This is a genomic window from Ruegeria sp. K7, assembly GCF_056531785.1.
Window position 1 is genome coordinate 31,187 of sequence record NZ_JBQFMJ010000002.1, and the last position, 24,006, is coordinate 55,192.

26 protein-coding genes are annotated in these 24,006 nt (G+C 60.5%); 8 read left to right on the forward strand and 18 right to left on the reverse strand.

Annotated elements, in window-relative coordinates:
- Positions 1-2 precede the first annotated feature (2 nt).
- From zwf to ACR0FE_RS04825, 3 genes are all read right to left on the reverse strand, one after another.
- Positions 3-1,448: a glucose-6-phosphate dehydrogenase gene (zwf, locus tag ACR0FE_RS04815; RefSeq protein WP_170613200.1), complete on the reverse strand. Its 1,446-nt coding sequence runs from the start codon at positions 1,446-1,448 to the stop codon at positions 3-5.
- 119 nt (positions 1,449-1,567) lie between these two features.
- Positions 1,568-3,811 (reverse strand): phosphoenolpyruvate--protein phosphotransferase, encoded by a 2,244-nt coding sequence (gene ptsP / locus ACR0FE_RS04820; RefSeq protein ID WP_480911449.1) that lies wholly within the window; start codon positions 3,809-3,811, stop codon positions 1,568-1,570.
- Positions 3,812-3,857: 46 nt separating this feature from the next.
- Positions 3,858-5,096, reverse strand: a complete 1,239-nt coding sequence (locus ACR0FE_RS04825; RefSeq protein ID WP_170613204.1) for an aspartate kinase — start codon at positions 5,094-5,096, stop codon at positions 3,858-3,860.
- Positions 5,097-5,262: 166 nt separating this feature from the next.
- Here ACR0FE_RS04825 and ACR0FE_RS04830 point away from each other — a divergent pair, with 166 nt between their 5' ends.
- The gene (locus ACR0FE_RS04830; RefSeq protein WP_480812685.1) at positions 5,263-5,619 is read left to right on the forward strand and encodes a hypothetical protein; all 357 of its coding nucleotides are present in this window, start codon (positions 5,263-5,265) and stop codon (positions 5,617-5,619) included.
- Here ACR0FE_RS04830 and ACR0FE_RS04835 read toward each other — a convergent pair.
- The 5 genes from ACR0FE_RS04835 to ACR0FE_RS04855 all read right to left on the reverse strand — a co-directional run bounded on the left by ACR0FE_RS04835 (position 5,613) and on the right by ACR0FE_RS04855 (position 8,670).
- Positions 5,613-6,251: an SDR family oxidoreductase gene (locus ACR0FE_RS04835; protein WP_480905639.1), complete on the reverse strand. Its 639-nt coding sequence runs from the start codon at positions 6,249-6,251 to the stop codon at positions 5,613-5,615. The genes ACR0FE_RS04830 and ACR0FE_RS04835 overlap by 7 nt on opposite strands.
- 3 nt (positions 6,252-6,254) lie before the next feature.
- Positions 6,255-6,710, reverse strand: coding sequence for a DUF1178 family protein (locus ACR0FE_RS04840; protein WP_170807785.1), 456 nt, complete (start codon positions 6,708-6,710; stop codon positions 6,255-6,257).
- 51 nt (positions 6,711-6,761) lie between these two features.
- Positions 6,762-7,247 carry an NUDIX hydrolase gene (locus ACR0FE_RS04845; RefSeq protein WP_170816798.1) on the reverse strand — a complete coding sequence of 162 codons (486 nt, stop codon included), beginning with the start codon at positions 7,245-7,247 and terminating at the stop codon, positions 6,762-6,764.
- 128 nt (positions 7,248-7,375) lie between these two features.
- The gene (locus ACR0FE_RS04850) at positions 7,376-8,122 is read right to left on the reverse strand and encodes an EcsC family protein (RefSeq protein WP_170613214.1); all 747 of its coding nucleotides are present in this window, start codon (positions 8,120-8,122) and stop codon (positions 7,376-7,378) included.
- 53 nt (positions 8,123-8,175) lie between these two features.
- On the reverse strand, positions 8,176-8,670 hold the full coding sequence (locus ACR0FE_RS04855) for a GNAT family N-acetyltransferase (protein ID WP_170613216.1): 495 nt from the start codon (positions 8,668-8,670) through the stop codon (positions 8,176-8,178).
- 73 nt (positions 8,671-8,743) lie between these two features.
- Here ACR0FE_RS04855 and ACR0FE_RS04860 point away from each other — a divergent pair, with 73 nt between their 5' ends.
- The gene (locus tag ACR0FE_RS04860) at positions 8,744-9,349 is read left to right on the forward strand and encodes a flavin reductase family protein (protein ID WP_170613218.1); all 606 of its coding nucleotides are present in this window, start codon (positions 8,744-8,746) and stop codon (positions 9,347-9,349) included.
- Between the two features lie 139 nt (positions 9,350-9,488).
- On the opposite strand, the gene ACR0FE_RS04865 is transcribed toward ACR0FE_RS04860, so the two are convergent.
- Positions 9,489-11,123 (reverse strand): SulP family inorganic anion transporter, encoded by a 1,635-nt coding sequence (locus ACR0FE_RS04865; RefSeq protein ID WP_170815909.1) that lies wholly within the window; start codon positions 11,121-11,123, stop codon positions 9,489-9,491.
- Positions 11,124-11,342: 219 nt separating this feature from the next.
- Between ACR0FE_RS04865 and ACR0FE_RS04870 the strand changes: the two genes are divergently transcribed.
- On the forward strand, positions 11,343-12,215 hold the full coding sequence (locus tag ACR0FE_RS04870) for an S-methyl-5'-thioadenosine phosphorylase (protein WP_480911453.1): 873 nt from the start codon (positions 11,343-11,345) through the stop codon (positions 12,213-12,215).
- Positions 12,216-12,217: 2 nt separating this feature from the next.
- Here ACR0FE_RS04870 and ACR0FE_RS04875 read toward each other — a convergent pair whose 3' ends face one another.
- Positions 12,218-13,078 (reverse strand): alpha/beta hydrolase, encoded by an 861-nt coding sequence (locus ACR0FE_RS04875; RefSeq protein ID WP_480911454.1) that lies wholly within the window; start codon positions 13,076-13,078, stop codon positions 12,218-12,220.
- A gap of 222 nt (positions 13,079-13,300) precedes the next feature.
- Between ACR0FE_RS04875 and ACR0FE_RS04880 the strand changes: the two genes are divergently transcribed.
- Both ACR0FE_RS04880 and ACR0FE_RS04885 read left to right on the forward strand, forming a co-directional pair.
- Positions 13,301-14,317 (forward strand): DUF418 domain-containing protein, encoded by a 1,017-nt coding sequence (locus ACR0FE_RS04880; protein ID WP_480911456.1) that lies wholly within the window; start codon positions 13,301-13,303, stop codon positions 14,315-14,317.
- Positions 14,318-14,367: 50 nt separating this feature from the next.
- Positions 14,368-14,997 (forward strand): LysE family translocator, encoded by a 630-nt coding sequence (locus ACR0FE_RS04885; RefSeq protein ID WP_170613228.1) that lies wholly within the window; start codon positions 14,368-14,370, stop codon positions 14,995-14,997.
- A 2-nt stretch (positions 14,998-14,999) separates the two neighbouring features.
- Here ACR0FE_RS04885 and ACR0FE_RS04890 read toward each other — a convergent pair whose 3' ends face one another.
- Positions 15,000-15,173 (reverse strand): hypothetical protein, encoded by a 174-nt coding sequence (locus ACR0FE_RS04890; protein ID WP_480911459.1) that lies wholly within the window; start codon positions 15,171-15,173, stop codon positions 15,000-15,002.
- Positions 15,174-15,280: 107 nt separating this feature from the next.
- Here ACR0FE_RS04890 and ACR0FE_RS04895 point away from each other — a divergent pair, with 107 nt between their 5' ends.
- The 3 genes from ACR0FE_RS04895 to ACR0FE_RS04905 all read left to right on the forward strand — a co-directional run bounded on the left by ACR0FE_RS04895 (position 15,281) and on the right by ACR0FE_RS04905 (position 16,688).
- Positions 15,281-15,415 (forward strand): hypothetical protein, encoded by a 135-nt coding sequence (locus ACR0FE_RS04895; RefSeq protein WP_480440744.1) that lies wholly within the window; start codon positions 15,281-15,283, stop codon positions 15,413-15,415.
- Positions 15,416-15,495: 80 nt separating this feature from the next.
- The gene (locus ACR0FE_RS04900; RefSeq protein ID WP_170619414.1) at positions 15,496-16,035 is read left to right on the forward strand and encodes an adenine phosphoribosyltransferase; all 540 of its coding nucleotides are present in this window, start codon (positions 15,496-15,498) and stop codon (positions 16,033-16,035) included.
- A 170-nt stretch (positions 16,036-16,205) separates the two neighbouring features.
- A complete protein-coding gene (locus tag ACR0FE_RS04905) occupies positions 16,206-16,688 on the forward strand; it encodes a fasciclin domain-containing protein (protein ID WP_480911461.1) in 483 nt (160 codons plus the stop codon).
- Positions 16,689-16,722: 34 nt separating this feature from the next.
- Here the strand turns inward: ACR0FE_RS04905 and ACR0FE_RS04910 are convergent, their stop codons facing one another.
- From ACR0FE_RS04910 to ACR0FE_RS04940, 7 genes are all read right to left on the reverse strand, one after another.
- Positions 16,723-18,138 (reverse strand): FAD-binding oxidoreductase, encoded by a 1,416-nt coding sequence (locus tag ACR0FE_RS04910; RefSeq protein WP_480911463.1) that lies wholly within the window; start codon positions 18,136-18,138, stop codon positions 16,723-16,725.
- A gap of 38 nt (positions 18,139-18,176) precedes the next feature.
- Positions 18,177-18,995, reverse strand: a complete 819-nt coding sequence (locus ACR0FE_RS04915; protein ID WP_480911465.1) for an MBL fold metallo-hydrolase — start codon at positions 18,993-18,995, stop codon at positions 18,177-18,179.
- A gap of 124 nt (positions 18,996-19,119) precedes the next feature.
- The gene (locus tag ACR0FE_RS04920; protein ID WP_170613774.1) at positions 19,120-19,704 is read right to left on the reverse strand and encodes a GNAT family N-acetyltransferase; all 585 of its coding nucleotides are present in this window, start codon (positions 19,702-19,704) and stop codon (positions 19,120-19,122) included.
- Positions 19,704-20,966 (reverse strand): M16 family metallopeptidase, encoded by a 1,263-nt coding sequence (locus ACR0FE_RS04925; RefSeq protein ID WP_480905675.1) that lies wholly within the window; start codon positions 20,964-20,966, stop codon positions 19,704-19,706. Before ACR0FE_RS04925 ends, ACR0FE_RS04920 begins: the two co-directional genes overlap by 1 nt.
- Positions 20,963-22,351 (reverse strand): threonine synthase, encoded by a 1,389-nt coding sequence (thrC, locus tag ACR0FE_RS04930; protein WP_480911467.1) that lies wholly within the window; start codon positions 22,349-22,351, stop codon positions 20,963-20,965. The genes ACR0FE_RS04925 and thrC overlap by 4 nt, the downstream gene beginning before the upstream one ends.
- Positions 22,348-23,025 carry an SURF1 family protein gene (locus tag ACR0FE_RS04935; protein ID WP_170613244.1) on the reverse strand — a complete coding sequence of 226 codons (678 nt, stop codon included), beginning with the start codon at positions 23,023-23,025 and terminating at the stop codon, positions 22,348-22,350. The genes thrC and ACR0FE_RS04935 overlap by 4 nt, the downstream gene beginning before the upstream one ends.
- A gap of 156 nt (positions 23,026-23,181) precedes the next feature.
- Complete coding sequence (locus ACR0FE_RS04940; protein WP_170613246.1) at positions 23,182-23,997, reverse strand: cytochrome c oxidase subunit 3; 816 nt, start codon at positions 23,995-23,997, stop codon at positions 23,182-23,184.
- Positions 23,998-24,006 lie beyond the last annotated feature (9 nt).

Below are 24,006 nucleotides of genomic sequence, written 5' to 3' on the forward strand. Positions count from 1 at the left end.
GTTTAACCTCCGATCTGACGCCAGCGGCGGCCATCGCGATGCATCAGCATCAATGCTTCCTCGGGGCCAGAGCTGCCCTGATCGTAACGCGCCGGGCGGTCGCCGCGGTTTTCCCAACCCTGTATGATCGGGTCGACCCAGGCCCAGGCGGCCTCGGCCTCGTCCCCGCGCATGAACAGGGTCTGGTCGCCGCGGATGACGTCCATCACCAGACGCTCGTAAGCGTCCGGCGCTTGTGCTTCGGCGCCCAGGGCGTCAGCAAAGCTCATGTCCAGCGCCACATCCGACAGGCGGAAACCGCCCGGACCGGGATCCTTGATGGTGGTACGCAGGGTGATACCTTCGTCCGGTTGCAGGCGGATCACCAATACGTTGCCGCGCAAGTGACCGACATTGGGGAAAATCGTGTGTGGCGGGTCACGGAAAAATACCGCGATCTCGGATTCACGGGCGCGCAGGCGTTTGCCGGTGCGCAGATAGAACGGCACGCCCGCCCAGCGCCAGTTGCCCAGATGGACCTTCAGCGCGATGAAGCTTTCGGTGCGGCTGGCGGGGTTGCCAACATGATCGACATAGCCGCCTTTGCCATGAACCGCCCGGTATTGACCGCGGGCAATGTCGGCCGGTGCGACGGGTTCCAGCGCCTCGATCACCTTGACCTTTTCGTCACGTACCGAATTGGGTGAGAATTTCGAGGGAGGCTCCATCGCCGTCAGGCACAGAAGCTGGACCAGGTGGTTCTGGATCATGTCACGCATGGCGCCGGACTGATCGTAGTACGCACCGCGCCCCTCAACCCCTACCGTTTCGGCCACGGTGATCTGAACGTGATCTATATGGGTAGAGTTCCAAAGCGGCTCGAACAGGGAATTGGCAAAGCGCAGAGCCATCAGGTTCTGCACGGTTTCCTTGCCCAGATAATGGTCGATCCGATAGATCTGATGTTCCTCGAAACAGGCGCGCAGCCCCTCGTTCAGGGCGCGGGCCGAGGCCAGATCGTGGCCAAAGGGTTTTTCCACCACGATACGGCTGTCCGGTGTGGCCAGGCCGTTATCCTGCAGCCGCTGCGCAATCCCGGCAAACAGGCTGGGGCCCACCGACAGATAGAACGCCCGGACAACATCGTCGCGCAGGACCTTGCCCAGCTTGTCCCAGCCCTTTTCACCCAGCGCGTCGACTGGTACGTATTCCACCCGCTCGAGAAAACGATCCAGCGTTTCTGCTTTGAACTCGGGCGCGAATTCCTGCATCGATGCGCGCACCTGATCGCGGAAACCGTCGCTGTCCATTTCCGTGCGGGCGGTGCCGATGATCCGCGCCTCGTCCGGCATCTGCCCGACTTCGAAACGGTGATACAGGCCCGGAAGGATCTTGCGCTGCGCCAGATCGCCCGATGCACCAAACAGCACAAGGTCGAACGGGTTGACGGGAATTACGCGTGAAACCATGACCGGGCTCCTTCAGAACACATTCGGATCACCTTAGCACCAGATCGCTGCAATACCGGTATCGTAGGTTATGTTATCGCTAACACTCGTGAGGTGAATAGGCAAAGCGGGCTCAAAGATCAACCCTGATTTCGCAACCATTCCATAACCGAGGGCCGCACCGACTGTTCGCCGCGATGCCGGGCATCGGCGATGATCTTGCGCACTTCCTGCAGGTTTGCCCGCAGCAGAACGCTTTTGACCGGGCCGATCGAGGCAGGACGCATCGACAGCGACCGGATGCCCATGGCCGCAAGGCACAGCGCCTCGACCGGGCGCCCGGCGTCCTCACCGCAGAAACTGAGCGGTGTGTTCGAGATGTTGCAACGCTCGACAATACGTTCGATGAAGCTGAGGAAGCTGACGTTCAGCGTGTCATAACGGCGGCGCACCAGTTCGTTTTCGCGGTCGGCCGCAAAGAAGAACTGTTTCAGGTCGTTGCCGCCGATCGAAATGAAATCGACCTCGTCAAAGAATTTTTGCGGGGCGAAGGCCAGCGACGGCGTTTCAAGCATCGCGCCCACTTCAAGCGTCTCAGGCAGGACATGGCCCAGACGTTTTTCCCGCTCGATGGTCTTGTTGACCTCCCAGCGGGCTTCGCGGAATTCGTCGGCCTGCGCCACGAACGGGAACATGATGGTCAGCGGGCGGCCGTTGGCGGCGCGCAGCAGCGCCTGCAGCTGCATGCGCATCACGCCGCGCTTGTCCAGACCCACGCGGATCGCACGCCAACCCAAAGCCGGGTTCGGTTCGGCCACGTGCTTCATGTAAGGCAGAACCTTGTCGGACCCGATATCCAGCGTGCGGAACACAACGCGCTTTTCCCCCGCCGCATCCAGCACACGCTGATATTGCGTCACCAGCTCCGATCGTTTGGGCATCTGGTTGCGGATCAGGAATTGCAGCTCGGTCCGGAACAGGCCCACGCCTTCGGCCCCGGAATTACCCAGCGACGGCAGGTCGGCCATCAGGCCCGCGTTCATCACCAGATGGATCCGCTCTCCATCGTGGGTAACGGTCGGGGTATCGCGAATCGAGGCATAGCGTTCCTGCGCCTTGGCCTGCATGGCGATCTTGTCGCGGAAGGCGCTGACTACTGTGTCTTCGGGGCGCAGATGCACGACGCCGTTGTCGCCGTCGACCAGAATGTGGTCTCCGTTCAGGGCCTCGGTCGTGATGCGACCAACATGCACCACAAGCGGAATCGCCAGTGCCCGGGCGACGATGGTGGCGTGGCTGCCGACAGAGCCTTCCTCGAGAACGATGCCTTTCAGCGACCGCCCGTATTCCAGAAGATCGCCTGGACCTATATTGCGGGCAATCAGGATCGGATCGGGCGGCAGGTCCGCCCCGTTGGTATTGCCCTGCCCGGTCAGAATACGCAGCAGCCGATTGCTGAGATCGTCAAGGTCGGCAAGCCGCTCGCGCAGGTACGGGTCTGTCACCTGCTCCATCCGCGCGCGGGCCTGAGACTGTTCCTTTTCCACCGCAGCTTCGGCGCTGAGACCGCGGGCGATGTCTTCCTCCATCCGGCGCATCCAGCCCTTGGAGTTGGCAAACATGCGATAGGCTTCCAGAACCTGTAGCTGTTCCTTGTCGCCGCCCTGCGAGATTTCGAGCATCTTGTCGACGCCCACGCGCAATTCATCGACCGCTTCGGTCAGGCGCTCGCGTTCGCGGTGGGGATCGTCCGCGATCGGGTTTGTCACGACAACGCGCGGTTCATGCAGCCAGACATGGCCTTCGGCAGATCCTTCCTGCGCCGGACCACCGGTCAGCTGGACCGATTGCTGGTGCAGCGGCGACAGGGCCGCGCCCTCGCCGACAAAGGCGCCAAGCTCGGCCATTTCGGCCAGAACCATCGCAACCACTTCCAGCGCATAAATCTCGTCGGCGGAAAACTCGCGCGCCTCGCGTGATTGCACGACCAGCACGCCCAGTTTTTCGCCAAGCCTTTGCACCGGAACGCCCAGGAAGGACGAAAACCGCTCTTCACCCGTTTCTGGCATGTAGCGGAAGCCCTTCGCCGAAGGGGCGTTTGCAGTGTTGACCACCTTGCCCGACTTCGCCACCCGGCCCACCAGACCTTCGCCCATGCGCATGCGGGTCTTGTGCACCGCTTCGGGCGACAATCCTTCGGTTGCGCACAGCTCCAGCGTTTCCTGATCGCGGAACAGGTAGATCGAGCAGACCTCAGCCCGGATACTGTCGGCGATCAGATGCGTGATCCGGTCAAGACGTTCCTGACCGGCGGCCTCGCTCGCCATTTCTTCGCGCAGCCGCCCCAGCAGCTTGCGGGATTCAGTTTCGGTGCCGTCCGCCATGGCCAAACCAATTTACGGTGTCAGGCAAAACCCTTGGCTGAAATGCTCAGGCCGCCTTGTCCAGTTCAAAGGCATCATGCAGTGCCTGAACAGCAAGTTCCATGTATTTCCGGTCGACCAGAACAGAAATCTTGATCTCGGAGGTTGTAATGACCTTAATGTTGATCCCCTCATCCGAGAGTACCTTGAACATTTTCGCTGCCACACCCGATTGCGAACGCATACCGATACCGACAACCGATACCTTGCAGACGTCATTGTCGGTGACCAGCTCGGCGTAGTTCAGCTCGCCCTTTTCCTTGATGGCATGCAATGCCTTTTCGGCGCGGGCAACCTGGTCGGTCGGGCAAGAGAACGTCATGTCGGTCCGGCCTTCGTCCGAAATGTTCTGAACGATCATGTCGACATTCACGCCCTCGTCGCTGAGCGCGGTGAAGATGGTCGTGGCGATGCCGGGGCGGTCGGCCACGGACACCACGGTCATTTTGGCTTCGTCGCGGGAATAGGCCACACCGGCCACAACATTGGATTCCATGATATCCTCCTCGTCGCAGACCAGAGTGCCGGCCTCGTCGGATTGTTCTTCGAAACTTGAAAGAACGCGCAGTTTCACCTTGTAACGCATGGCCAGTTCGACCGAACGGGTCTGCAAGACCTTCGCCCCCAGCGAGGCCAGTTCCAGCATCTCTTCGAACGCGATCCGGTCCAGCTTGCGCGCTTTTTCACAGATGCGCGGATCCGTGGTGTAAACCCCGTCCACGTCCGTATAAATGTCGCAGCGTTCGGCATCGAAGGCTGCGGCAAAGGCCACTGCCGTGGTGTCCGAACCACCCCGGCCCAGCGTGGTGATCCGACCCTCGGGGCTGATGCCCTGAAAGCCTGCAACCACGGCAACCTTCATGCCTTCGGCGAATTTCTGGTTGATGTTGCCGGTCGGAATGTCTTCGATCCGGGCCTGACTGTGTGCGCTTGTGGTCAGCAGCGGAACCTGCCATCCCTGCCAGCTGCGCGCGGGCACGTCCATTTCCTGCAGTGTCAGCGCCATCAGGCCAGCAGTAACGTTTTCCCCTGAAGATACGACCGCATCATATTCGCGCGCGTCGTACAACGGCGATGTTTCGTCGACCCAACCCACCAGTTCGTTGGTCTTGCCCGACATGGCCGAGACAATGACGATCACGTCATAGCCCTTTGCCACTTCAACGCCCACGCGCTTGGCCGCGCGGCGGATGCGGTCGAGATTGGCAACCGAAGTGCCACCGAATTTCATCACGAGTACGGGCATGGGGGCAGGTGTCTCCGCGCCTATTATTTCTGGTCCCGAGCCTCATAAGCGAGGGGGGGCGCAAGGGCAAGGGCGCAAAGATGTCCTGATTGGCGCGCAGGCCGACTTTACAATGAGTTCCTGCGGTGCCAGCCTGCGTCTGACACATCCTTCACGAGGTTTTTTCATGTACCGTCTTGCTGCTGCCTTTGCCCTTTTGTCCTCGTCCGCTCTTGCTCAATCCGCGACACTGGCCGGAACCGATGGCAAGAACGCACTGGGTACCGTTCCTTGCGCCGCCATTGCCGGTGAACCTCTGCGCTCGTGCAACGCCGAGCTGCGTCGCCGCGACGATGGAACCGCGACACTGGCCGTTCAACTGAGCACCGGCGAAGTGCGGCAGATCTATTTCACCAATGGCGAACCGGAATCCAGCAGCTCGACATCGAAAATAACCTCCGAAACGCGTGGCGACATGATGGTGATCTTCATCGATCCCGGCGAGGTTTACGAGATTCCCAAGGCGGCGCTGGCCATTCAGTAAGGGTGCGCCTGACCGTCATAGGTTTCAAAACACCCTGAACTGTCCAGATTCAGCGTGTCGAAACGTTCGATCAGGCCTTCAACGGCCTGATCCACGGTGATGGCGGCCGCCGAGCCACCCATATCGGTCTGCACCCAGCCGGGGTGATAGATGCCGACGGCAATGCCCTCACCCTGCAGATCTGCCGCCAGATTCCGCCCCAGATTCAGCGCGGCGGCCTTGGATGCACGGTAGATGTAGCTGCCACCGGGCGCGCGCGTGTGCGAAGCCATTTGCGAGGACAGAATTGCGATCCTGCCTCTGGCCGCACGCAGGTTCGGCAACAGGGACTGGACCGTCAGAAAGACGCCGGTGACATTGGTCGCGAATGTCTGCGCCCACATGTCTGCCGGATATTTTTCGATGCCATGTCCTTTGTCGAGATAGACGCCTGCATTGCAGATCAGCAGATCAACAGGTTGACCAATCAGCCGTTCAGCCATGGCAGCGTGATGAGCGGGTTCTGCGACGTCCAGCTTAATCTGCGCACTGTCATCGCGCGCGGTTCCGATGACGTCATCACCCCTGTTCCGGTACCTTTCGGCCAGCGCCTTTCCAATACCGCGATTGGCCCCGGTGATCACAACGCGCACCGGTCAGTTCGTCTTTCGGCTGGGAACAAATGGCAGCGGGGCGACCGGAACACCGTCCTCGATCAGGGCCTTGGCCTCTTCCGCCTTAGCCTCGCCATAGATGGCACGGTCGGGCGCTTCGCCGAGGTGGATCTTGCGGGCCTCGGATGCGAAGTCCTTACCGACGTAATCCGAATTCTCTTCTACCTGGCGGCGCAGTTGCGTCAGGATCTTTTCGATCTCAAGCGATGGTTTTGCAACATTGATCGGCGCGGGCTCGGCCGGCGCGGGTTCCGGGCGCGCCACGGCATTGCGGGCGGGCCGGACACGGGGGGTCATGATCGCCTTTTCCACCTGCACACAGCCGCAAACCGCGCATGTCACCATGCCCGCAGCTGCAAGTTTGTCGTAGGCGGCGGCCGATTGAAACCAACTTTCAAATGTATGGCCGTTGCTGCATTTCAATGCGTACTGAATCATGTTTCGCCCAAAATACGTGTTACAAAATAGATACCGACCAATACCGTAATATCAAGCCCTTCCGGCCAGAAGTTGGCAGGGATATTGCCCAAAATCCCGCAACAATACGGAAAGTTCCGGCGAATTGACCCTTAAAGCAGCCTTTTCCGGAACGCACCATTCCCGCTTGCGCTCGTCGCTTTCCGGGAAATCCGAAGCCAGTGAGCTTACCAGCATCGCGAACACATCAACTTCGCACAGAAGTGTCCGTTTCTTGGAACGGTGCTTGATGTAAGTATACCGCCCCATCGCCTTTTTGTCGCACCGACCGACAGCGCCCGCTTCTTCCCACGCCTCCCGCTCGGCGGTTTCTGACGGGCTGAGCCCCAGGATTGGCCAGCCTCTGGGTATGATCCAGCGCCCGGAGCGGCGGGTGGTGATTAAAAGGATCTCGGGCCGGTTTTGATGGATCCGGTAGCACAGTGCTGCCGCCTGTGAATGGACAGGACAAGCCCCGGCCTTGCGCCGAGAAGTTGGCGAATGCTTCGCGTTGTTCACGCTACCGCCTTTCAAATGGTATTAACGCCTGTTTTTCAGACCGAATTTCTGCTCTTATTTTGGGTCTGCTGAGGGTAAACATACCACATGATGCGGTACTTACCAAGCGGGACTGCAAAAGTCGGGCGTTATTTCATTCGCGAAGCCAAGCGGCGCACAAGTTCGTCATGCGGGATGTCAGCATCCACCGCCAGTCGGCGCAATCCGAAATGGACACGGGCAATCTGTTGATAGTAACGGGAATAGACATAGTTCGTGCTGCCTCCGGCCAAAGCACCCAGAACCGGAATGGACTGGGCCGCCAGTTTCTGGCCCAGAACCACCGACAGGCGCGGTGCAACCGCCGCGATCAGGCGCTGCATGGCCGGTCCGGTCAACGTCAAGCGCACGGAATAGAACCCCAGATCAGCCCCGTCATCATCTGAAAGGGGCCCTGCGGCAGACAGGACCCGGACGCAATCGAATTTCACACCTTCCTCGGACGGATCAAATCCTTCGCGGGCAGCGGCCCCCTGAATGGCGCGCAGCAGCATGGCCGTTGTTGCGGGCAACTCCATCAGGGCCGTCGACAGACCGCCCATACCACCTGCCGCTCCCATGGCCGTGCTGACGACGGTATTCACCCAAGGTTGCTGGTCGGGTATCGCCCGGCGCGATCCTTCTGCGGCATGCATGGCAATCCAAAGCGCCTGCTCCGTCGCGCCGGTCAGACCCAGACGCACGGGCTCAGGCAACTGATCCAGCAGAGATTCTGCTGATCCGCCAAGCGCATTAAGCAGTTTCACCCCCGCGCCACCGGCGGACCGGTAATGCCCTGCAAGCCGATCCAGTTCAGCGTCGGCATCCAGTTCTTCAACAAGAACCACGTTCTGCATCTGCCTCCTCCTCAGTCAGAAAGATCGGCATTCAGCATGGCCGTTTCAATAGTTCAGCGGGTCCAGCGTGATACGAGGCCCTGCACCCCGCCCCATTTTCCGGGCACAAGTTCCAGCCCCAAAACACGGTCAGGATTTGTTGGCGGCGGCATTTCCACATGCTTCAGCAGCGAAAAACCAAACCGCGAGTAATAGGGCGCGTCCCCCACCAGCATGACCCGCGCCCAGCCTTTCTCGCGCCCGGCCTGCAACCCCTGGTGGATCAGGAAACCGCCAAGACCCTCGCCCTGATGGGTCGGGTGAACCGCCACTGGACCCAGCAACAATGCATCATGATCGCCGACATGGACCGGCCAGAACCGGATCGCACCGGCCAGAATACCCTGCCCGTCGCGGGCAACAAGCGACAGGCCCGCCACCGGTGGCACATCATCGCGCAGACGATAGGAAGACAGAGCCTCACGACCGGGTGCAAAGCACAGGTCATAAAGCGCCTCGACCTCCCACCAGTCATCCGGCTGTTCCGGCCTGATCTTGAATTGCTGCACGCGCGCCCTCTTTTCCTTGCTGGAATTCGCCCTAGCACTTCGATACGCCTTGGGCAAACGCTTGGAGACCTTGATGTTCTATCGCCCCGAAGACGGCCACGGCCTGCCGCACAACCCCTTCAACGCCATCATCACCCCCCGCCCGATCGGCTGGATTTCGACGCGCGATGCGGATGGGATCAACAATCTAGCGCCCTATTCCTTCTTCAACGGGGTCGCGTACACGCCGCCTCAGGTAATGTTTGCCACTACCGGCACCAAGCACGATCAGGACGGCGGCAAGGACAGTATTGCCAATATCGAGGCCACCGGCGTTTTCTGCGTGAACGTTGTGGCGCATGCCGATCAGGATGCCATGAATGCCAGTTCGGCAGGTCTGCCGAAGGAAATTGACGAATTCGCCCATGCCGGGCTGACACCGATCGAGTGTGAAACCATCCCCTGCGCCCGGATCAAGGGCGCGCCTGCGGCTCTGGAATGCCGATTGACAAAGATCGTGACCCTGCCCGGAGAGGCCAACCGGGTGGTGTTCGGAGAAGTCATCGGTGTTCATCTCGATGACGCGCATATCCGCGACGGGCGATTTGACGTCACCTCGTTCAAACCGCTGGCCCGTCTTGGTTATCGGGACTACTCGGTTGTTACTGAGCTGTTCGCGCTCGAACGCCCGGACGATTGAGGCCGCACACAAAGGGGGGCGCTGCCCCCGCCGCGGCAAGCCGCGACTCCCCCGGGATATTTTCGGCCAGGTGAAGAAACGGATCCTTCATTCATCTGGCCCCAAATATCCCGGAGCGCGAGGCAGAGCCTCGCAAAAATCAGTGGCCGCCCAATATACCGGTACGAACCGAATAGTCGACCGCCAGTTCGTAATCCGGGTCGTCGTCGCTATCGACCATCAGATGTCCGGCTTTGTTGAGCAGTTTGTGGCAATCCCGGCTCAGGTGGCGCAGCATGACCCGCTTGTCTGCCGCCTCGTATTTGGCCGCGATATTCTCGATGGCCTGCAAGGCGGACTGATCCACAACCCGGCTGGCGGCGAAATCGATAATCACGGTTTCGGGGTCGTTCTGCACGTCGAAGATTTCAAGGAAGCCTTCCGACGACCCAAAGAAAAGCGGCCCCTGAATTTCATAGACCTTGGCGCCTTTTTCAGTCTCGGAATCGCGGGTGACCGCATGGATGCGTTTGGCGTTGTTCCAGGCATAGGCCAGCGCCGAGACAATCACGCCGACGACAACGGCGACCGCAAGGTCCTCCATCACTGTCACGACAGTAACCAGTACGATCACAAACGCGTCTGTCAGAGGCACTTTGCGCATGATGTTGAACGAGTTCCACGCAAAGGTGCCGATCACGACCATGAACATCACACCCACCAGTGCCGCCAGCGGGATCTGTTCGATCAGGGGGGCGGCAAACAGAATGAACACCAGCAGGAACAGGGCGGCCGCGATCCCCGCGACACGTGTGCGCCCTCCGGATTTCACGTTGATCATCGACTGGCCGATCATTGCACAGCCGCCCATGCCGCCGAAGAAACCGGTCACGACATTGGCTGCGCCCTGCGCGATACATTCCTGCGAGGCGCCGCCGCGCTTGCCGGTTATCTCGCCCACGAGGTTCAGGGTCAGAAGAGATTCGATCAATCCGATCGCCGCCAGAATGACTGCATAAGGCAGAATGATCTCGAAGGTTTCCCAGTTCAACGGCACCATCGGGATGTGGAAGGCGGGCAAGCTGCCTTCAATCGAGGCCAGATCGCCGACGCGCGGCACGTCCAGCCCAAAGCCGATCACCAGCGCGGCGACAACCACGATGCCAGCCAGCGGGGCCGGCACAATACGCGTGATACGTGGCATTACCCAGATGACCGCCATGGTCAAAGCAACAAGACCCAGCATGGTATAAAGTTGCATGCCCGACAGCCATTCACCGCCGCCCATGCCGTGACCGGTGTTTTCCATGGTTCCCGGCACCTTGAACTGCCCCATCTGGGCCAGAAAAATCACAATCGCCAGTCCGTTCACGAAGCCCAGCATCACCGGATGCGGCACCAGCCGGATAAACCGCCCCCAATGCATCGCCCCCGCAATGACCTGCAGGATACCCATCAGAACAACTGTGGCGAACAGGTACTCGACCCCGTGCTCCGCCACCAGCGCGACCATGACCACGGCCAGAGCGCCGGTTGCACCCGAGATCATGCCGGGGCGGCCGCCGATCAGAGCGGTGATCAGACCGACAAGGAACGCGGCGTACAATCCGACCAGGGGGTGTACGCCAGCAACGAAGGCAAAAGCCACGGCCTCGGGCACCAGTGCCAGGGCGACGGTCAGCCCCGAAAGCAGCTCGATCCGGATACGCGACAGGGTGAAGCCTTCGTCCGGCATCCAGCGCAGATCGGGTATGGCAAGGCGATTGGCAAAACTTGCCAGCAAGGCTCGGGGCATTGGACGGTCCTGTCGGTTTTGATTGGTTCGCGCGAAGCGCGCCTTGTACCCGCCATTTCCACCGCGAGGTACAGCATCTGGCGGGAACCTGCCATGCGCTGAGCACATAGCGAGATCACGGTCCACAGGGTCAGGCGCACAATCGGTTGAAACCACTTGTCAAATGGCCGCTGGCGCCTCAGAAATTTCAGGAAAGAAATTTTGGATCGGAGAAACGACGTGACCCAGACAAAGATTGCCGTCATTGGCGGATCGGGCATTTATGACATTGACGGGCTGGAAAATGCACAATGGGTCAGTGTCGAAACGCCATGGGGGGCACCGTCGGACCAGATTCTGACCGGATCTCTTGAGGGGATCGAGATGGCGTTCCTGCCCCGGCACGGACGGGGGCATGTGCATTCGCCGACCGAGGTGCCCTATCGCGCCAATATCGACGCGCTCAAGCGGCTGGGTGTGACGGATGTGATCTCGGTTTCGGCCTGCGGTTCGTTTCGCGAACACATGGCACCCGGCGATTTTGTTATTGTAGATCAGTTCATTGACCGAACTTTTGCGCGCGAGAAGAGCTTTTTCGGAACCGGCTGCGTGGCCCATGTCAGCGTTGCCCATCCCACCTGCCCGCGTCTGGGCGATGCGTGCGAGACCGCAGGCAAATCGGCTGGCATCACCGTGCATCGCGGCGGCACCTATCTGGCGATGGAGGGGCCGCAGTTCTCCTCGCTGGCGGAATCGAAGATGTATCGCGAGCACTGGGGCTGTGATGTCATCGGCATGACCAACATGCCCGAGGCCAAACTGGCCCGCGAGGCCGAGCTTTGTTACGCATCCGTTGCCATGGTCACGGACTACGACAGCTGGCATCCCGATCACGGCGAGGTGGACGTGACCACGATTATCGCCACCCTGACCGGCAATGCCGAAAAGGGCCGCGCGCTGGTCAAGGGGTTGCCGGCCTTGCTAGGGGCCGAGCGTGCGCCCTGCCCGCATGGCTGCGACCGGGCGCTGGAGTTTGCGATTCTGACCGCACCGGAAAAGCGCGACCCTGTGTTGCTTGCCAAACTGGATGCGGTCGCCGGGCGGGTCCTCTGACGTCAGTTTTTTGTCAGGCTCTGTTCGACCACGTCCCAAAGGCCGCGCGACCAGAGATCGTTATGCGTACCGTCGGGGATCACATGAAGCTGCGCCGTATCCCCGGCCAGAGCCGCCAATGCCTCAGCATGATGCAGCGGGATGGTTTCGTCCATCGTGCCGTGGAAGATCAGGGTCGGCACGGCAACATCGTCGATGATGTCCCGCGTCGCGAATTGATCTTTCATCAGGGTTGAGACCGGCAACCAGGGATACCGCTCGGCCGCGACGTCGACCGTTGCGGTAAACGGCGCCTCAAGCACGAGCAGTCTGGCATCCGGGCGCTGTTCGGCCACCGCGGCCGCGACCCCGGTTCCAAGGCTTTGGCCGTGCAGGACAACGGTCTCGCCAGCGCTGCTCAGCCTGTCGAACAGGTGCACCCCGTCGGAAATCAGCGCCTGTTCGGATGGCTCGCCCCCGCTTCCGGGAAACCCGCGATAGCTGGGCGCAAGCAGCCCGTATCCGCTGTTCAGGATTTCGCGAAACCGTTCGGACCGGTCACCAAGATTCCCGGACTGACCATGAAAGAACAAAACGGTCGGCGCGTCGTCTATGGCCGAAGGCGCGGACCAGGCCGTCAATACCGTGCCGTAGGACGTCGGCAGCGAGATCACATCGACATCCGCCAGCCCGATCGCAGCAGGTTCGGGCAGTTCGCCCTCGGGCTTGAACAGCAGTGACTTCTGGTTGAGGTACATGTAGCTGACCGCGCCGATATACAGAACGGCCCCGGCCAGAACGAGCCCGGTCAATGCGCGCCGGATCCGGGCGATACCCGGTACAGCAGCTTTTGCATCCGGTTTTGCGTGTTGCGTCTGTACCATTGGCCCCTCCGACACTCAGGCTTGCATGACAGGTCTGACGCTTTGAGCCGTATTTCAAGGCTCGGGTACAGTGCTTTATTGAATCTTAATCTGTTGCCACGAAGCCAGCCAGCGCAGGTTTCGCACTTTACATGGTTGAAACGCGCGGCGACCTCTCCATGTTGACGAAGATTATCGTGTGGCGGCAAATATTTAGCTGGCCACCGCCAAATGTGAGGACCGATGACACGTCTCAAGGCGCTGGATGCCGCCCGCTACTTGGCCTTTTGCGGCATGGTGCTGGTCAATTTCCGAATTGCAGCCGGCGTGGAACCGGGCCGTGACTGGGCCTCGGCTCTGGTCGATGCGCTGGAGGGGCGCGCGGCTGCGCCGTTTGTGGTGCTGGCTGGGGTTGGCATCGGGTTGTCGCAAATTTCTGCCAGTCTGCTGTTGCGCCGCGCCGCATTTCTGTTCGGGCTGGGCCTGATCAACATGACCGTGTTCGACGCGGACATCCTGCATTTCTACGCGCTGTATTTTGTTGTCGGCGCGGCGTTCCTGACCGCCACGACGCGCGGCTTGTGGCTGGGCGCGTTGGGGATTGTCGCACTGTCGGTGCTGGCGATGCTCAGTTTCGACTATGACCGGGGCTGGGACTGGGCCACCCTGACCTACACTGACCTGTGGACCTTGCCCGGGTTCCTGCGCAACGCGCTGTTTAATGGCTGGCATCCGGTCCTGCCCTGGGCCGCGTTCTTGCTGATCGGGATGGCGATCGGGAGGACACAATTGCAAACCCTGTGCATTCAACACCGCCTGATCATCTGGGGTTTCGCCGCTGCCGTTCTGGCGCTGTTTCCGCAAATGCTGATCCACGACCCCGAACTGAAGGCCTGGCTGGGCACCGAATCCATCCCGCCCGGTCCGTTCTATATAATGGCGGGCACGGGGACGGCATGTCTGATAATCGGACTGTCACTCAAACTATGGCCCGTGATCGAGCGGGCAAAACTGGCCCCTGCCCTGGTGGCGCCGGGCAGGCAGAGCCTGACCCTGTACACGGCACATATCCTGATCGGGATGGGCATTCTTGATGAGGCCGGATTGCTGGACGGTTCCCTGACCGCGCCGCAGATCGTGGGGTACGCACTGCTGTTCTGCGCCGCATCGACACTTTTTGCACTGATGTGGTTCCGCCGCTTCAAGCGGGGCCCGCTTGAAGCGCTGATGCGATGGGCAACCGAACCACGTAAGGCTTGACGGCAACCGCGCGGCAAGTCTTTCTGTGAGACGAAATTACAGGATGCCTCATGTCGACAGATCTATGGCTGGCCTTTGTCGCCGCTTCCACCGCCCTGCTGCTGATCCCCGGGCCGACGGTTTTGCTGATACTCAGCTACGCCTTGTCGAAAGGGCGCAGTGTCGCCGTCGCCTCGGCCACCGGCGTGGCGCTTGGCGATCTGCTGGCGATGACGGCATCCTTGCTGGGACTTGGGGCGCTGGTTCTTGCCTCGGCCACCTTGTTTTCCGTTCTGAAATGGGTCGGGGCGGCCTATCTGGTCTGGCTGGGTATCAAGCTTCTGCGCAGCGCCCCGTCTGGCGGGCTGAGCACCGTCCGCACCGAACGCGAGGTGACGGCGCGCGGCGTTTTTGGCCATGCGGCGGCCGTGACGGCGCTGAACCCCAAGTCCATCGCCTTTTTCATCGCTTTTGTGCCACAGTTCCTGCGCCCGGATGACCCGCTGGGCCCGCAGTTCACGATCCTGATAGCTACATTTGTCGGGCTGGCCTGGCTGAACGCGCTGGCCTATGCGCTGCTGGCCGACCGACTGCGCCTGATGATCGGACGTGCCAATGTCATCACCGCAATGACCCGGTTCGGCGGATTGGCGTTGATCGGAATGGGATTTGCAACCGCCATTCTGCGCCGCCCCGCCTGACGCTACACCTCGGCGTGTTCCTTCATGAACCCACGAATGAAGCGTCGGATTTCGCGCGCCGCCGAGGTGTCCAGCTCTTTACATAACTCGACAAAAGCGTCACGCTCATCTCTGTCCAGCCGCAGAACCAACTGACTGTTTTTCCTGGTAGAACCTTTACCGATTTTCTGTGTCACGCCTCTGGACCCTGTCAAATTCTCGATTCCTTTAGCTGCGCATTGTATATACATTGCATAGAGAATGTAGATATCGTGTGCATAACAATAAAACAGGACTTGTAGCAATGAACCTTAACGTCGCTCAGGCCTTCCTTCTGAAAGATCAGCCCAACTGGCGCAAGCCGCATCTGTCGTGGCTGCCTGTGGGACGTTACTGCTACTATGGCCTTCCCATGGCGCTGCCAAAGCGCCGCAGGTGAGCCCGAAAAGCCAAACTTTGCTTGCGTGAAAGGCACGGATAGGCCAAACACCCCGCGTAGCACGAGGCAAGGGGTCGCGCATGCCCAAACACACTACGGTCAAGGATTATATCCGCACCATCGTTGATTTCCCCCACGAAGGGATCATGTTCCGGGACGTCACCACGCTGTTTGCGGACCCGCGTGGGTTTCGCATGGCCATCGACCAGATGCTGCACCCTTATGCGGGCGAACAGATCGACAAGGTCGTGGGACTTGAGGCGCGCGGATTCATCCTGGGCGGAGCGATAGCGCATCAGCTGAGCGTCGGATTTGTCCCGATCCGCAAGAAAGGCAAGCTGCCCGGGACCACGATCAGCCAGGACTACAAACTGGAATACGGCGAGGCGATCGTCGAAATCCATGACGACGCCATTCAGCCCGGTGAAAAAATCCTTGTCGTCGATGACCTGCTGGCCACCGGCGGCACCGCCGCTGCCGGCATCAAGCTGATCGAACGGCTGGGCGGCGAGATCGTGTCATGCTCGTTCATCATCGACCTGCCCGATCTGGGCGGCCGCAAGGTGCTGGAAGGCATGGGCATGGATGTCCACGTCCTGTGTGAATTCGAGGGGCTGTGAACCTCGATTCAATCACAAAACCGTGAATGGAAATATGCGACCGCGCCGGCTTAGCGCGGTTCACGTTGTGTTCAACCCAAACTTATCGACATATTCAGTGATCTCTTCTTGAGAGCGGCGCGTAGCCCGGTAGATGCCAATAACGGCATTCCATCAAGGGATTACAGACCATGTTTCGCAAACTCGCAATCGCCGGTGCAACAAGCCTTTTCGTCGGAACAGCTGCTTACGCTGACGGCCATTCCAAGGACATCGTTGACACAGCGGTCGGCGCCGGAAGCTTTGAAACCCTCGTTGCAGCCGTTCAGGCCGCCGAGCTTGTCGACACGTTGAAAGGTGAAGGGCCGTTCACCGTTTTCGCCCCCACGGATGAGGCGTTTGCTGCCCTGCCCGAAGGCACGGTTGAGACTCTGCTAAAACCCGAGAACAAGGACCAGCTTGTCGCCGTTCTGACCTACCACGTGGTGCCCGGCAAGGTGATGTCCGGCGACCTGTCCGACGACATGAAAGCCGCAACCGTTCAGGGTGGCGAGGTCACGATCGATCTGGACAATGGCGTGATGATCAACGAAGCGAATGTTGTTCAGGCCGATATCGAGACGTCCAATGGCGTCATCCACGTTATCGACAAGGTGATCCTGCCTGGCTCGTAAGTGCAGTGCGCGGCCCGTATCACGCGGGCCGCAGCTATGCCTTCAGGACAGCGCCCGGGTTCATTATCCCCTTAGGATCAAGCGCCGCCTTGATCGCCCGCATTGCTGTCAGCTTGGCGGGATCTCCATAGCGTTCAAGATCATCCGTTTTCAGCCGCCCGACCCCGTGTTCAGCGCTGACGGACCCTTCGAATTCGTGCACTAGCTCATGCACCGCATGCTTGACCTCGGCCCGTTGCGCATCGAATTCGGATCTGTCGCGGCCCTTTGGCGGGAACACGTTATAGTGCAGGTTCCCGTCCCCGAGATGTCCAAAACAATTGATCCGGTACGGCCCAAGCCCGGCCACAATCTCCGCGCCCCGCCGAATGAACTCGGGGACACGCGAAATCGGGATCGAGATATCGTGGCTGGAGACCGAGCCGATCATCCGGTTCGCCTCGGGGATGTCTTCGCGCACTGACCACAACTCGTGACGCTGTGTTTCGTTCTGGGCAATCACACCGTCGCTGACCAAGCCGCGCTGACTTGCCTGTTCAAAAAGGTCCGCAAGCGTGTCTGTCGGAGAAAGCCCGCGCGACAAGCCCAGTTCGATCAGCACACACCATTCCGGCGGCACCGCAAAGGGTTGCCGGATGGCGGGCAGAACTTCGGACAGAAACTCCAGCCCCTGCCGGTGGATCAGTTCGAACGTCGATACCGCTTCGCCGACCTGGTCCCGCGCAAGCGCCAGAAGATCAATGGCGGCCTGCGCAGAAGTCACCTGAAACATCGCGGTTCCGATACCGGCCGGGCGCGGAAACAGCTTCAGTGCGGCCGCAGTGATGATCCCCAGTGTCCCTTCCGACCCGATCAACAGGTTCCGCAGATCATAGCCGGTGTTGTCCTTGCGCAACCGGCTGAGCCCGTTCCAGATGTCGCCATTCGGCAGCACCGCCTCAAGACCCAGGCACAGATCACGCGCATTGCCGTAACGCAGTACGTTCACCCCGCCTGCATTGGTCGCGAGATTCCCTCCGATGCGACAAGACCCCTGCGCGGCAAGGGACAGAGGGAACAGGCGGTCGGCGCTTTCGGCAGCTGCCTGGACATCGGCAAGAATCGCCCCAGCCTCGGCCACCAGCACGTTCTCGGACGGATAGACCGCCCGGATGGCCGTCATCCGCTCAAGCGATATTAGCAGCGGCGGCGGTCCGTCCGGCATCACTTGCCCGCCGACCAGTCCCGTTCCGCCGCCATAAGGGACAACCGACACCCGTGCGTCGGATGCGATGCGGATCAGGCCCGCCACCTCGTGAACCGTGCGCGGCGCGGCCAGCAGGCCGACATGCCCGGCAAACCGGCGGCGCGGTTCTTCCAGATATCGCGCCGCGACAGGGCGCAGGATCGCGTCACCCAGTTCAGCCTCGATCCTTCGGGCAAGGGTTTCATCGGCGGGATTAAATATCATGCCCCTTCCTTGCCCAACTCACGCGGCTGCAACAAGTCTTATTCCAGATCAATCAGGTACTGCGGCTCCAGCACCACGACGGTTGGCCGGTCGGGGAGCGTCTTGAGCGACACCGTGATCTCGGAAACTCCGTCACGCTCCACCGGGAATGTATCCCGGATGTCGACCAGGAACCGATCCAGCGAAAACCCCGAGAACCAGTGCATCGGTATGATAACCGAGCTTTTGAGGCGCTTCAGAACAGTGATCATCTCGGGCAGGGGCATGGTCGTGCCTCCATCCACGGCCGCCATCACCACATCCAAACGTCCCAACGCGGCAAACTGCTCGTCCGAGGGGACATGGTGCAGATGCCCCAGATGGCCGATGCACAGGCCTTCGACCTCGAATACGAAAATAGAATTGCCCTTGGTCTCGACCCCACCCAGGGTCGATCGGATATCGGTCGACACGTTGCGCACCACCAATTCTCCAAGATCAAGATAGTGTTCGATCCCCTGCCCGAATTCGCCCCAACCCGGCAGGACATGGGGGATGGCAGGATCCGGATGCGCCGTCCAGTGCGTGTTGTGGGCGTGGTTCATCGTCACCACGTCGGGGATCAGATCGGCGCTGCCGATGAAACCGGTGAAATCGGTGACCGAGTTCAAACCGCCGCGCGTCTGGATCAGAAAGGATGCGTGGGCAATGTAACTGATGCGCACCGAATACTCGGGCACCGGGTCGGTCCACGCTGCCTTGTGCAGATATTCAATGCCCGGTGCCGCGTCTGCAATGGCAATACAATGGCTCGGCCGCCGCTCCTGCGCCGACACCGCTCCCGAGATTACCATCAATGCCAGAACCACCCAGCGCATGAGGAGAGTGTAGCGCAGAACGCCACCAAGTCATGCCCCTTGTTCATCTGGCAAAAACTATCCTGGTGGAGACGCGGCTTGCCGCGGCCGGAGGCAGAGCCCCCGATGGCCCCTTTGGGGCCACCTACCCGGCGTCGGTCTTGCCGCGCCGGTCCGAACGCAGGCTGGCATAAAGAACATGCGTCCGCCAGCGCCCGTTGATCTGCAGATACGACTGCGCCACGCCTTCGTATTTGAACCCCGAGCTTTCCAGCAACCCGCGGGAGGCATTGTTTTCCGGCAGACAGGCAGCCTCGATCCGGCTCAGGTCAAGGCGTGTAAAGGCGTGGTGCACAACCGCGCCGATGGCCTCGCGCATATACCCCTGCCGGGCAAACGCCTGACCCGTCCAATAGCCAAGCGTTCCGGCCTGCGCCGGGCCACGCCGGATGTTGTCCAGCGTGATCGCCCCCAGCAGTACGTTGTCGCTGCGGCGAAACAGGAACAACGGGATCGCCGTACTGCTGCCGACCGAACGCTGCGCCCAGTAGACCCGGTTGGTGAAGGATTTGCGGCTCAGGTGATCCTGGGCCCAGATCGGCTCCCACGGGGTCAGATAATCTCGCGACGCCCGCCGCAACGCGGCCCAGTCGTTGAAATCGGAATGCACAGGCGGACGCAGGCTCAGCCGCTCGGTTTCGAGTTTCAGCTTGCGTCTGCCCAACAGCATCACGCCGCACGCCTCTCCTGCAATTGCGCCAGCGTGGGCGCGCCCGAGACAGGGCCATAGAGCGCCAGCGCTGCCGGGGCCTGTACGGCCATCTGTTCGGCGAAGACGCGGACGTCCTCGGTGCTGACGGCGTCGATCTTGGCGACGGTATCCTCGAGCGACGGAACCCTGCCCCAAATCTGCACCAGCCGCGCCAAGCGTTCGGCCCGGTTCGACGGGCTTTCCAGCCCCATCAGCATGCCCGCCTTCATCTGCGCACGGGCACGGGCGACCTCTTCCTCGCTCATGTCTTCGGCGGCGCGCTTCATCTCGTCGATGGTGATCGTTGCCAGTTCGCCAACCTGATCGGCCGATGTTCCGGCATAGATCGTGGTTGTCCCGGTATCGGCATAGGCACCTGTCTGCGCGAAAATCGTGTAGCAAAGCCCGCGCGTCTCGCGCACTTCCTGAAACAGACGCGAGGACATGCCGCCGCCCAGTGCGGTCGAGTAGATCTGTGCGGTATAGATCGCATCGTCACGATAGCCGGGGCTTTCCAGCGCCAGTGCGAAATGGGCCTGTTCCAGCGCTTTTTCCTGCCGCGCCTCACCGCCGGTGAACCGCGCAGGCTCGGCGATCAGGCCAGTTCTGGGTGTCAGATGGCCAAACATCTCCTCGGCCAGTTTCATCAGCGCATCGTGATCCACAGCGCCGGCGGCGGACAGGATCATCTGATCCGGGCCGTAATGCTCCGCCACGAAGCCCGACAGATCCTCGCGCGAGAACGAACTGACCCTCTCGGTGGGACCGAGAATGGTCCGGCCCAGGGGCTGGTCGTGATAGCTCTGCTCCTGCAACCAGTCAAAGATCACGTCATCGGGCGTGTCATAGGCCTGACCGATCTCCTGCAGGATGACGCCGCGCTCGACTTCGATCTCGCGCGGGTCGAAAACCGGATTCAGGACAATGTCGCCGATGACATCCATGGCCAGCGCCACGTCGTCTTTCAGGACACGTGCGTAATAGGCCGTTACTTCGCGCGAGGTGTAGGCATTGATATAGCCGCCCACATCTTCGATCGCCTCGGCGATCTGCAGTGCGGAACGCCGCTTGGTTCCCTTGAACGCCATGTGTTCAAGGAAATGGGCGATGCCGTTCTGCTCGATCCGCTCGTGCCGCCCGCCGGCGGTTACCCAGATACCGATGGCCGCCGATTGCAGCCCCGGCATATGTTCACTGACGATACGAAACCCGTTCTTCAGTTGGTCCTGTCTGACAGTCACTCAGCAATATGCCTTCTGATATGATCCTCGAGGGCACCCAGATCGTTGGCAATGCGGGTCACCCGTTCCGGACGTTCATACAGATCAGACATGCGGGATGGAAGAGGCGGATGCACGCCGCTCGCCTTCTCGACCGCAGCCGGGAATTTCGCCGGGTGCGCGGTGGCCAGTGTGATCATCGGCACGTCCGCCGTGCGGTGCGCTTCGGCGACCCTGACGCCGACGGCGGTATGCGGGCAAACCAGCTCGGCGCTGTGGGCCAGCGTGTTCTGGATCGTCGCAAGCGTTTCTTCTTCGGACACGCGACCGGAGTCGAAGCTTTCACGCAAGGCCTCCATCGCGCCCTGGCTGACGTTGAAGCCGCCCGTCTTTAGTTCGTCCATCAATTGGGCCACTGCGGCGCCGTCTTCGCCATAGGCATAATACAGCGCGCGTTCGAAGTTCGAGCTGACCTGAATATCCATCGACGGGCTGATCGAAGGGATCGTGTCGCCCTTGAAATACCCCTCGCCCGATAGGCATCGGTGCAGGATGTCGTTCTGGTTCGTGGCCACGACCAAGCGGTCAATGGGCAGACCCATGCGCTTGGCCAGATAGCCCGCGAAGATGTCACCGAAATTGCCGGTGGGGACGGTAAAGCTGACTTTTCGATGTGGTGCACCAAGGCTGACGGCGGCGGAGAAGTAATAAACGATCTGCGCCAGCACACGGGCGAAGTTGATCGAGTTCACACCAGCCAATTTGACACCATCACGGAAGTCGAAATCGTTGAACATATCCTTCAGCGCAGCCTGGCAATCGTCGAAATCCCCATCCACGGCAAGCGCATGCACGTTGCCATCGGCGGGTGTGGTCATCTGACGGCGCTGCACCTCGGACACGCGGCCATGCGGATACAAGATGAATACGTCCACGGCATCCAGTCCCCGGAACGCCTCGATGGCCGCCGATCCGGTGTCGCCGCTGGTCGCGCCGACGATGGTCACCCGATCGCCCCGCCGTTTCAGAGCGACCTGGAACAGCTGACCGATCAACTGCATCGCGAAATCCTTGAATGCCAGCGTCGGGCCGTGGAACAATTCCAGCAGGAAATGGTTTTCGTTTAGCTGCTTCAATGGTGCCCGGGCATCATGCCCGAAACCTTCGTAAGCACGGGCGATGATTTCCTTGAACTCATCTTCGGCAAACGAGCCGCTGACATAGGGCCACATAACGCGGAACGCGATTTCTTCATAGGACAGACCGGCCAGAGCGGCGATCTCGTCCTGTGACATTACCGGAATTTCGGCAGGCAGGTACAGGCCGCCATCGCGGGCCAGTCCGGTCAGCATCGCCTCTTCAAAGGTCAGTTCGGGCGCCTGCCCACGGGTCGAGATGTATTTCATGTCGCGTCACTCTCAGTATTGGCACGGCTGCGCCACAGGAAGTACCCGGTCATCGCGGCCCAGACCAGAGCCAGACCAAACCAGGTGATTGCATATTGCAAATGATCGTTCGGGATACCCGCCGCATCCACTGGCAAAGGCGTTACATTCGGGTCGGTCTTCGTGCGGGCAATCAACAGCACCGGCTCCGCTCCCAGCGCTGCGGCCAGATTTGGCACATCCCGGGCAAACCAAATGTTGTCATCGATGTCCGGATCGGGCGTATAGCTGTCGATCTCATCGGGCCAGTGCAGATTGCCGGTGATCTCCATAGGCCCGGTCGAACGCTCCGCCTGCTTGGCAGTGGTCCGGACGAAACCCCGGTCCACCAGAATTGTCCGATCCGCGGTACTGAAGGACTGGATGATGCGATACCCGGCCCCAACCTGCTTGACCGAAACCAGAACATGGATTTCGCCCGGTTCCATTTCGCCAGAGACAGTGACTGGCAGATACTTGTCGGCATCCTCCGAAACCTGCGGAGGCAAAGCAACGGGCTCGGCTGAGATCCGGCTTTCGATCTCGGCCAGGATCCCCTGTTTCCACGCAAGTCTCTGCACCTGCCAGACGCCCAGCGACACCAGCACGCCCAGACCGGCAAGGCCGAAGATCAGCAGAAACAGAAAGCGGCGCATGGCTTGGGCAAACCTCATTGCAGGAACCGGCGTCTTGTTAAGGGCCGTGCGACCCGAATTGCAACCACGCAATTGTATGGGGCGCAATCTTGCGCCCCGGATAGAGAAAAAGCCGCCCCAAAGGGCGGCTTTTGCAATTGGATCACCAAAGCGGAGTTACATCAGCGGGGCCTGACCCCAGATGTAGACGGCAAAGAACAGGAACAGCCAGACAACGTCCACGAAGTGCCAATACCAGGCGGCCGCTTCGAAACCGACGTGTTTCTCGGGCGTGAAATCGCCTTTCAGTGCGCGGATCAGACAGACCGTCAGGAAGATGGTGCCGATGATCACGTGTGCGCCATGGAACCCGGTTGCCATGAAGAAGTTCGAATAGAACTGATCGCCGCCGAATTCCCAACCACCGTGGGCCAGCAGTTCGTAATATTCGAAACCCTGCAGGAAGGTAAACGCAATACCCAGCGCGATACCGATTGCCAGACCCTGCACCAGTGCCTTTCGGTCATTGCCGTGCACAAGCGCGTGGTGCGCCCAGGTGATCGCGCAGCCCGACAACAGCAGAACCAGCGTGTTGATCAGCGGCAGGTGGAACGGGTCAACCGCGTGGATGTCCGGCTGGATGTATTCGGTGCCGGCATAGTCGTACATCGGGTACATCCGATGTTTGAAGAACGACCAGAACCAGGCAAAGAAGAACATCACCTCGGACATCACGAACAGGATGAAGCCGTAGCGCAGGCCGATACGGACAACCGGCGTGTGGTCGCCCTGACGGCTTTCGACCACCACTTCGGACCACCAGGCGAACATGGTGTAGAGAACGGCCACCAGACCGGCCCAGAATATCCACGGAGTGATTCCGTGCATCCACAAAACGGCTCCGAACAGCATCACAAAACCACCGACGGCGCCAACAAGCGGCCAGATCGAGGGGTTCAGAATGTGGTAGTCATGGTCTTTAGCGTGTGCCATCAGTGTCCC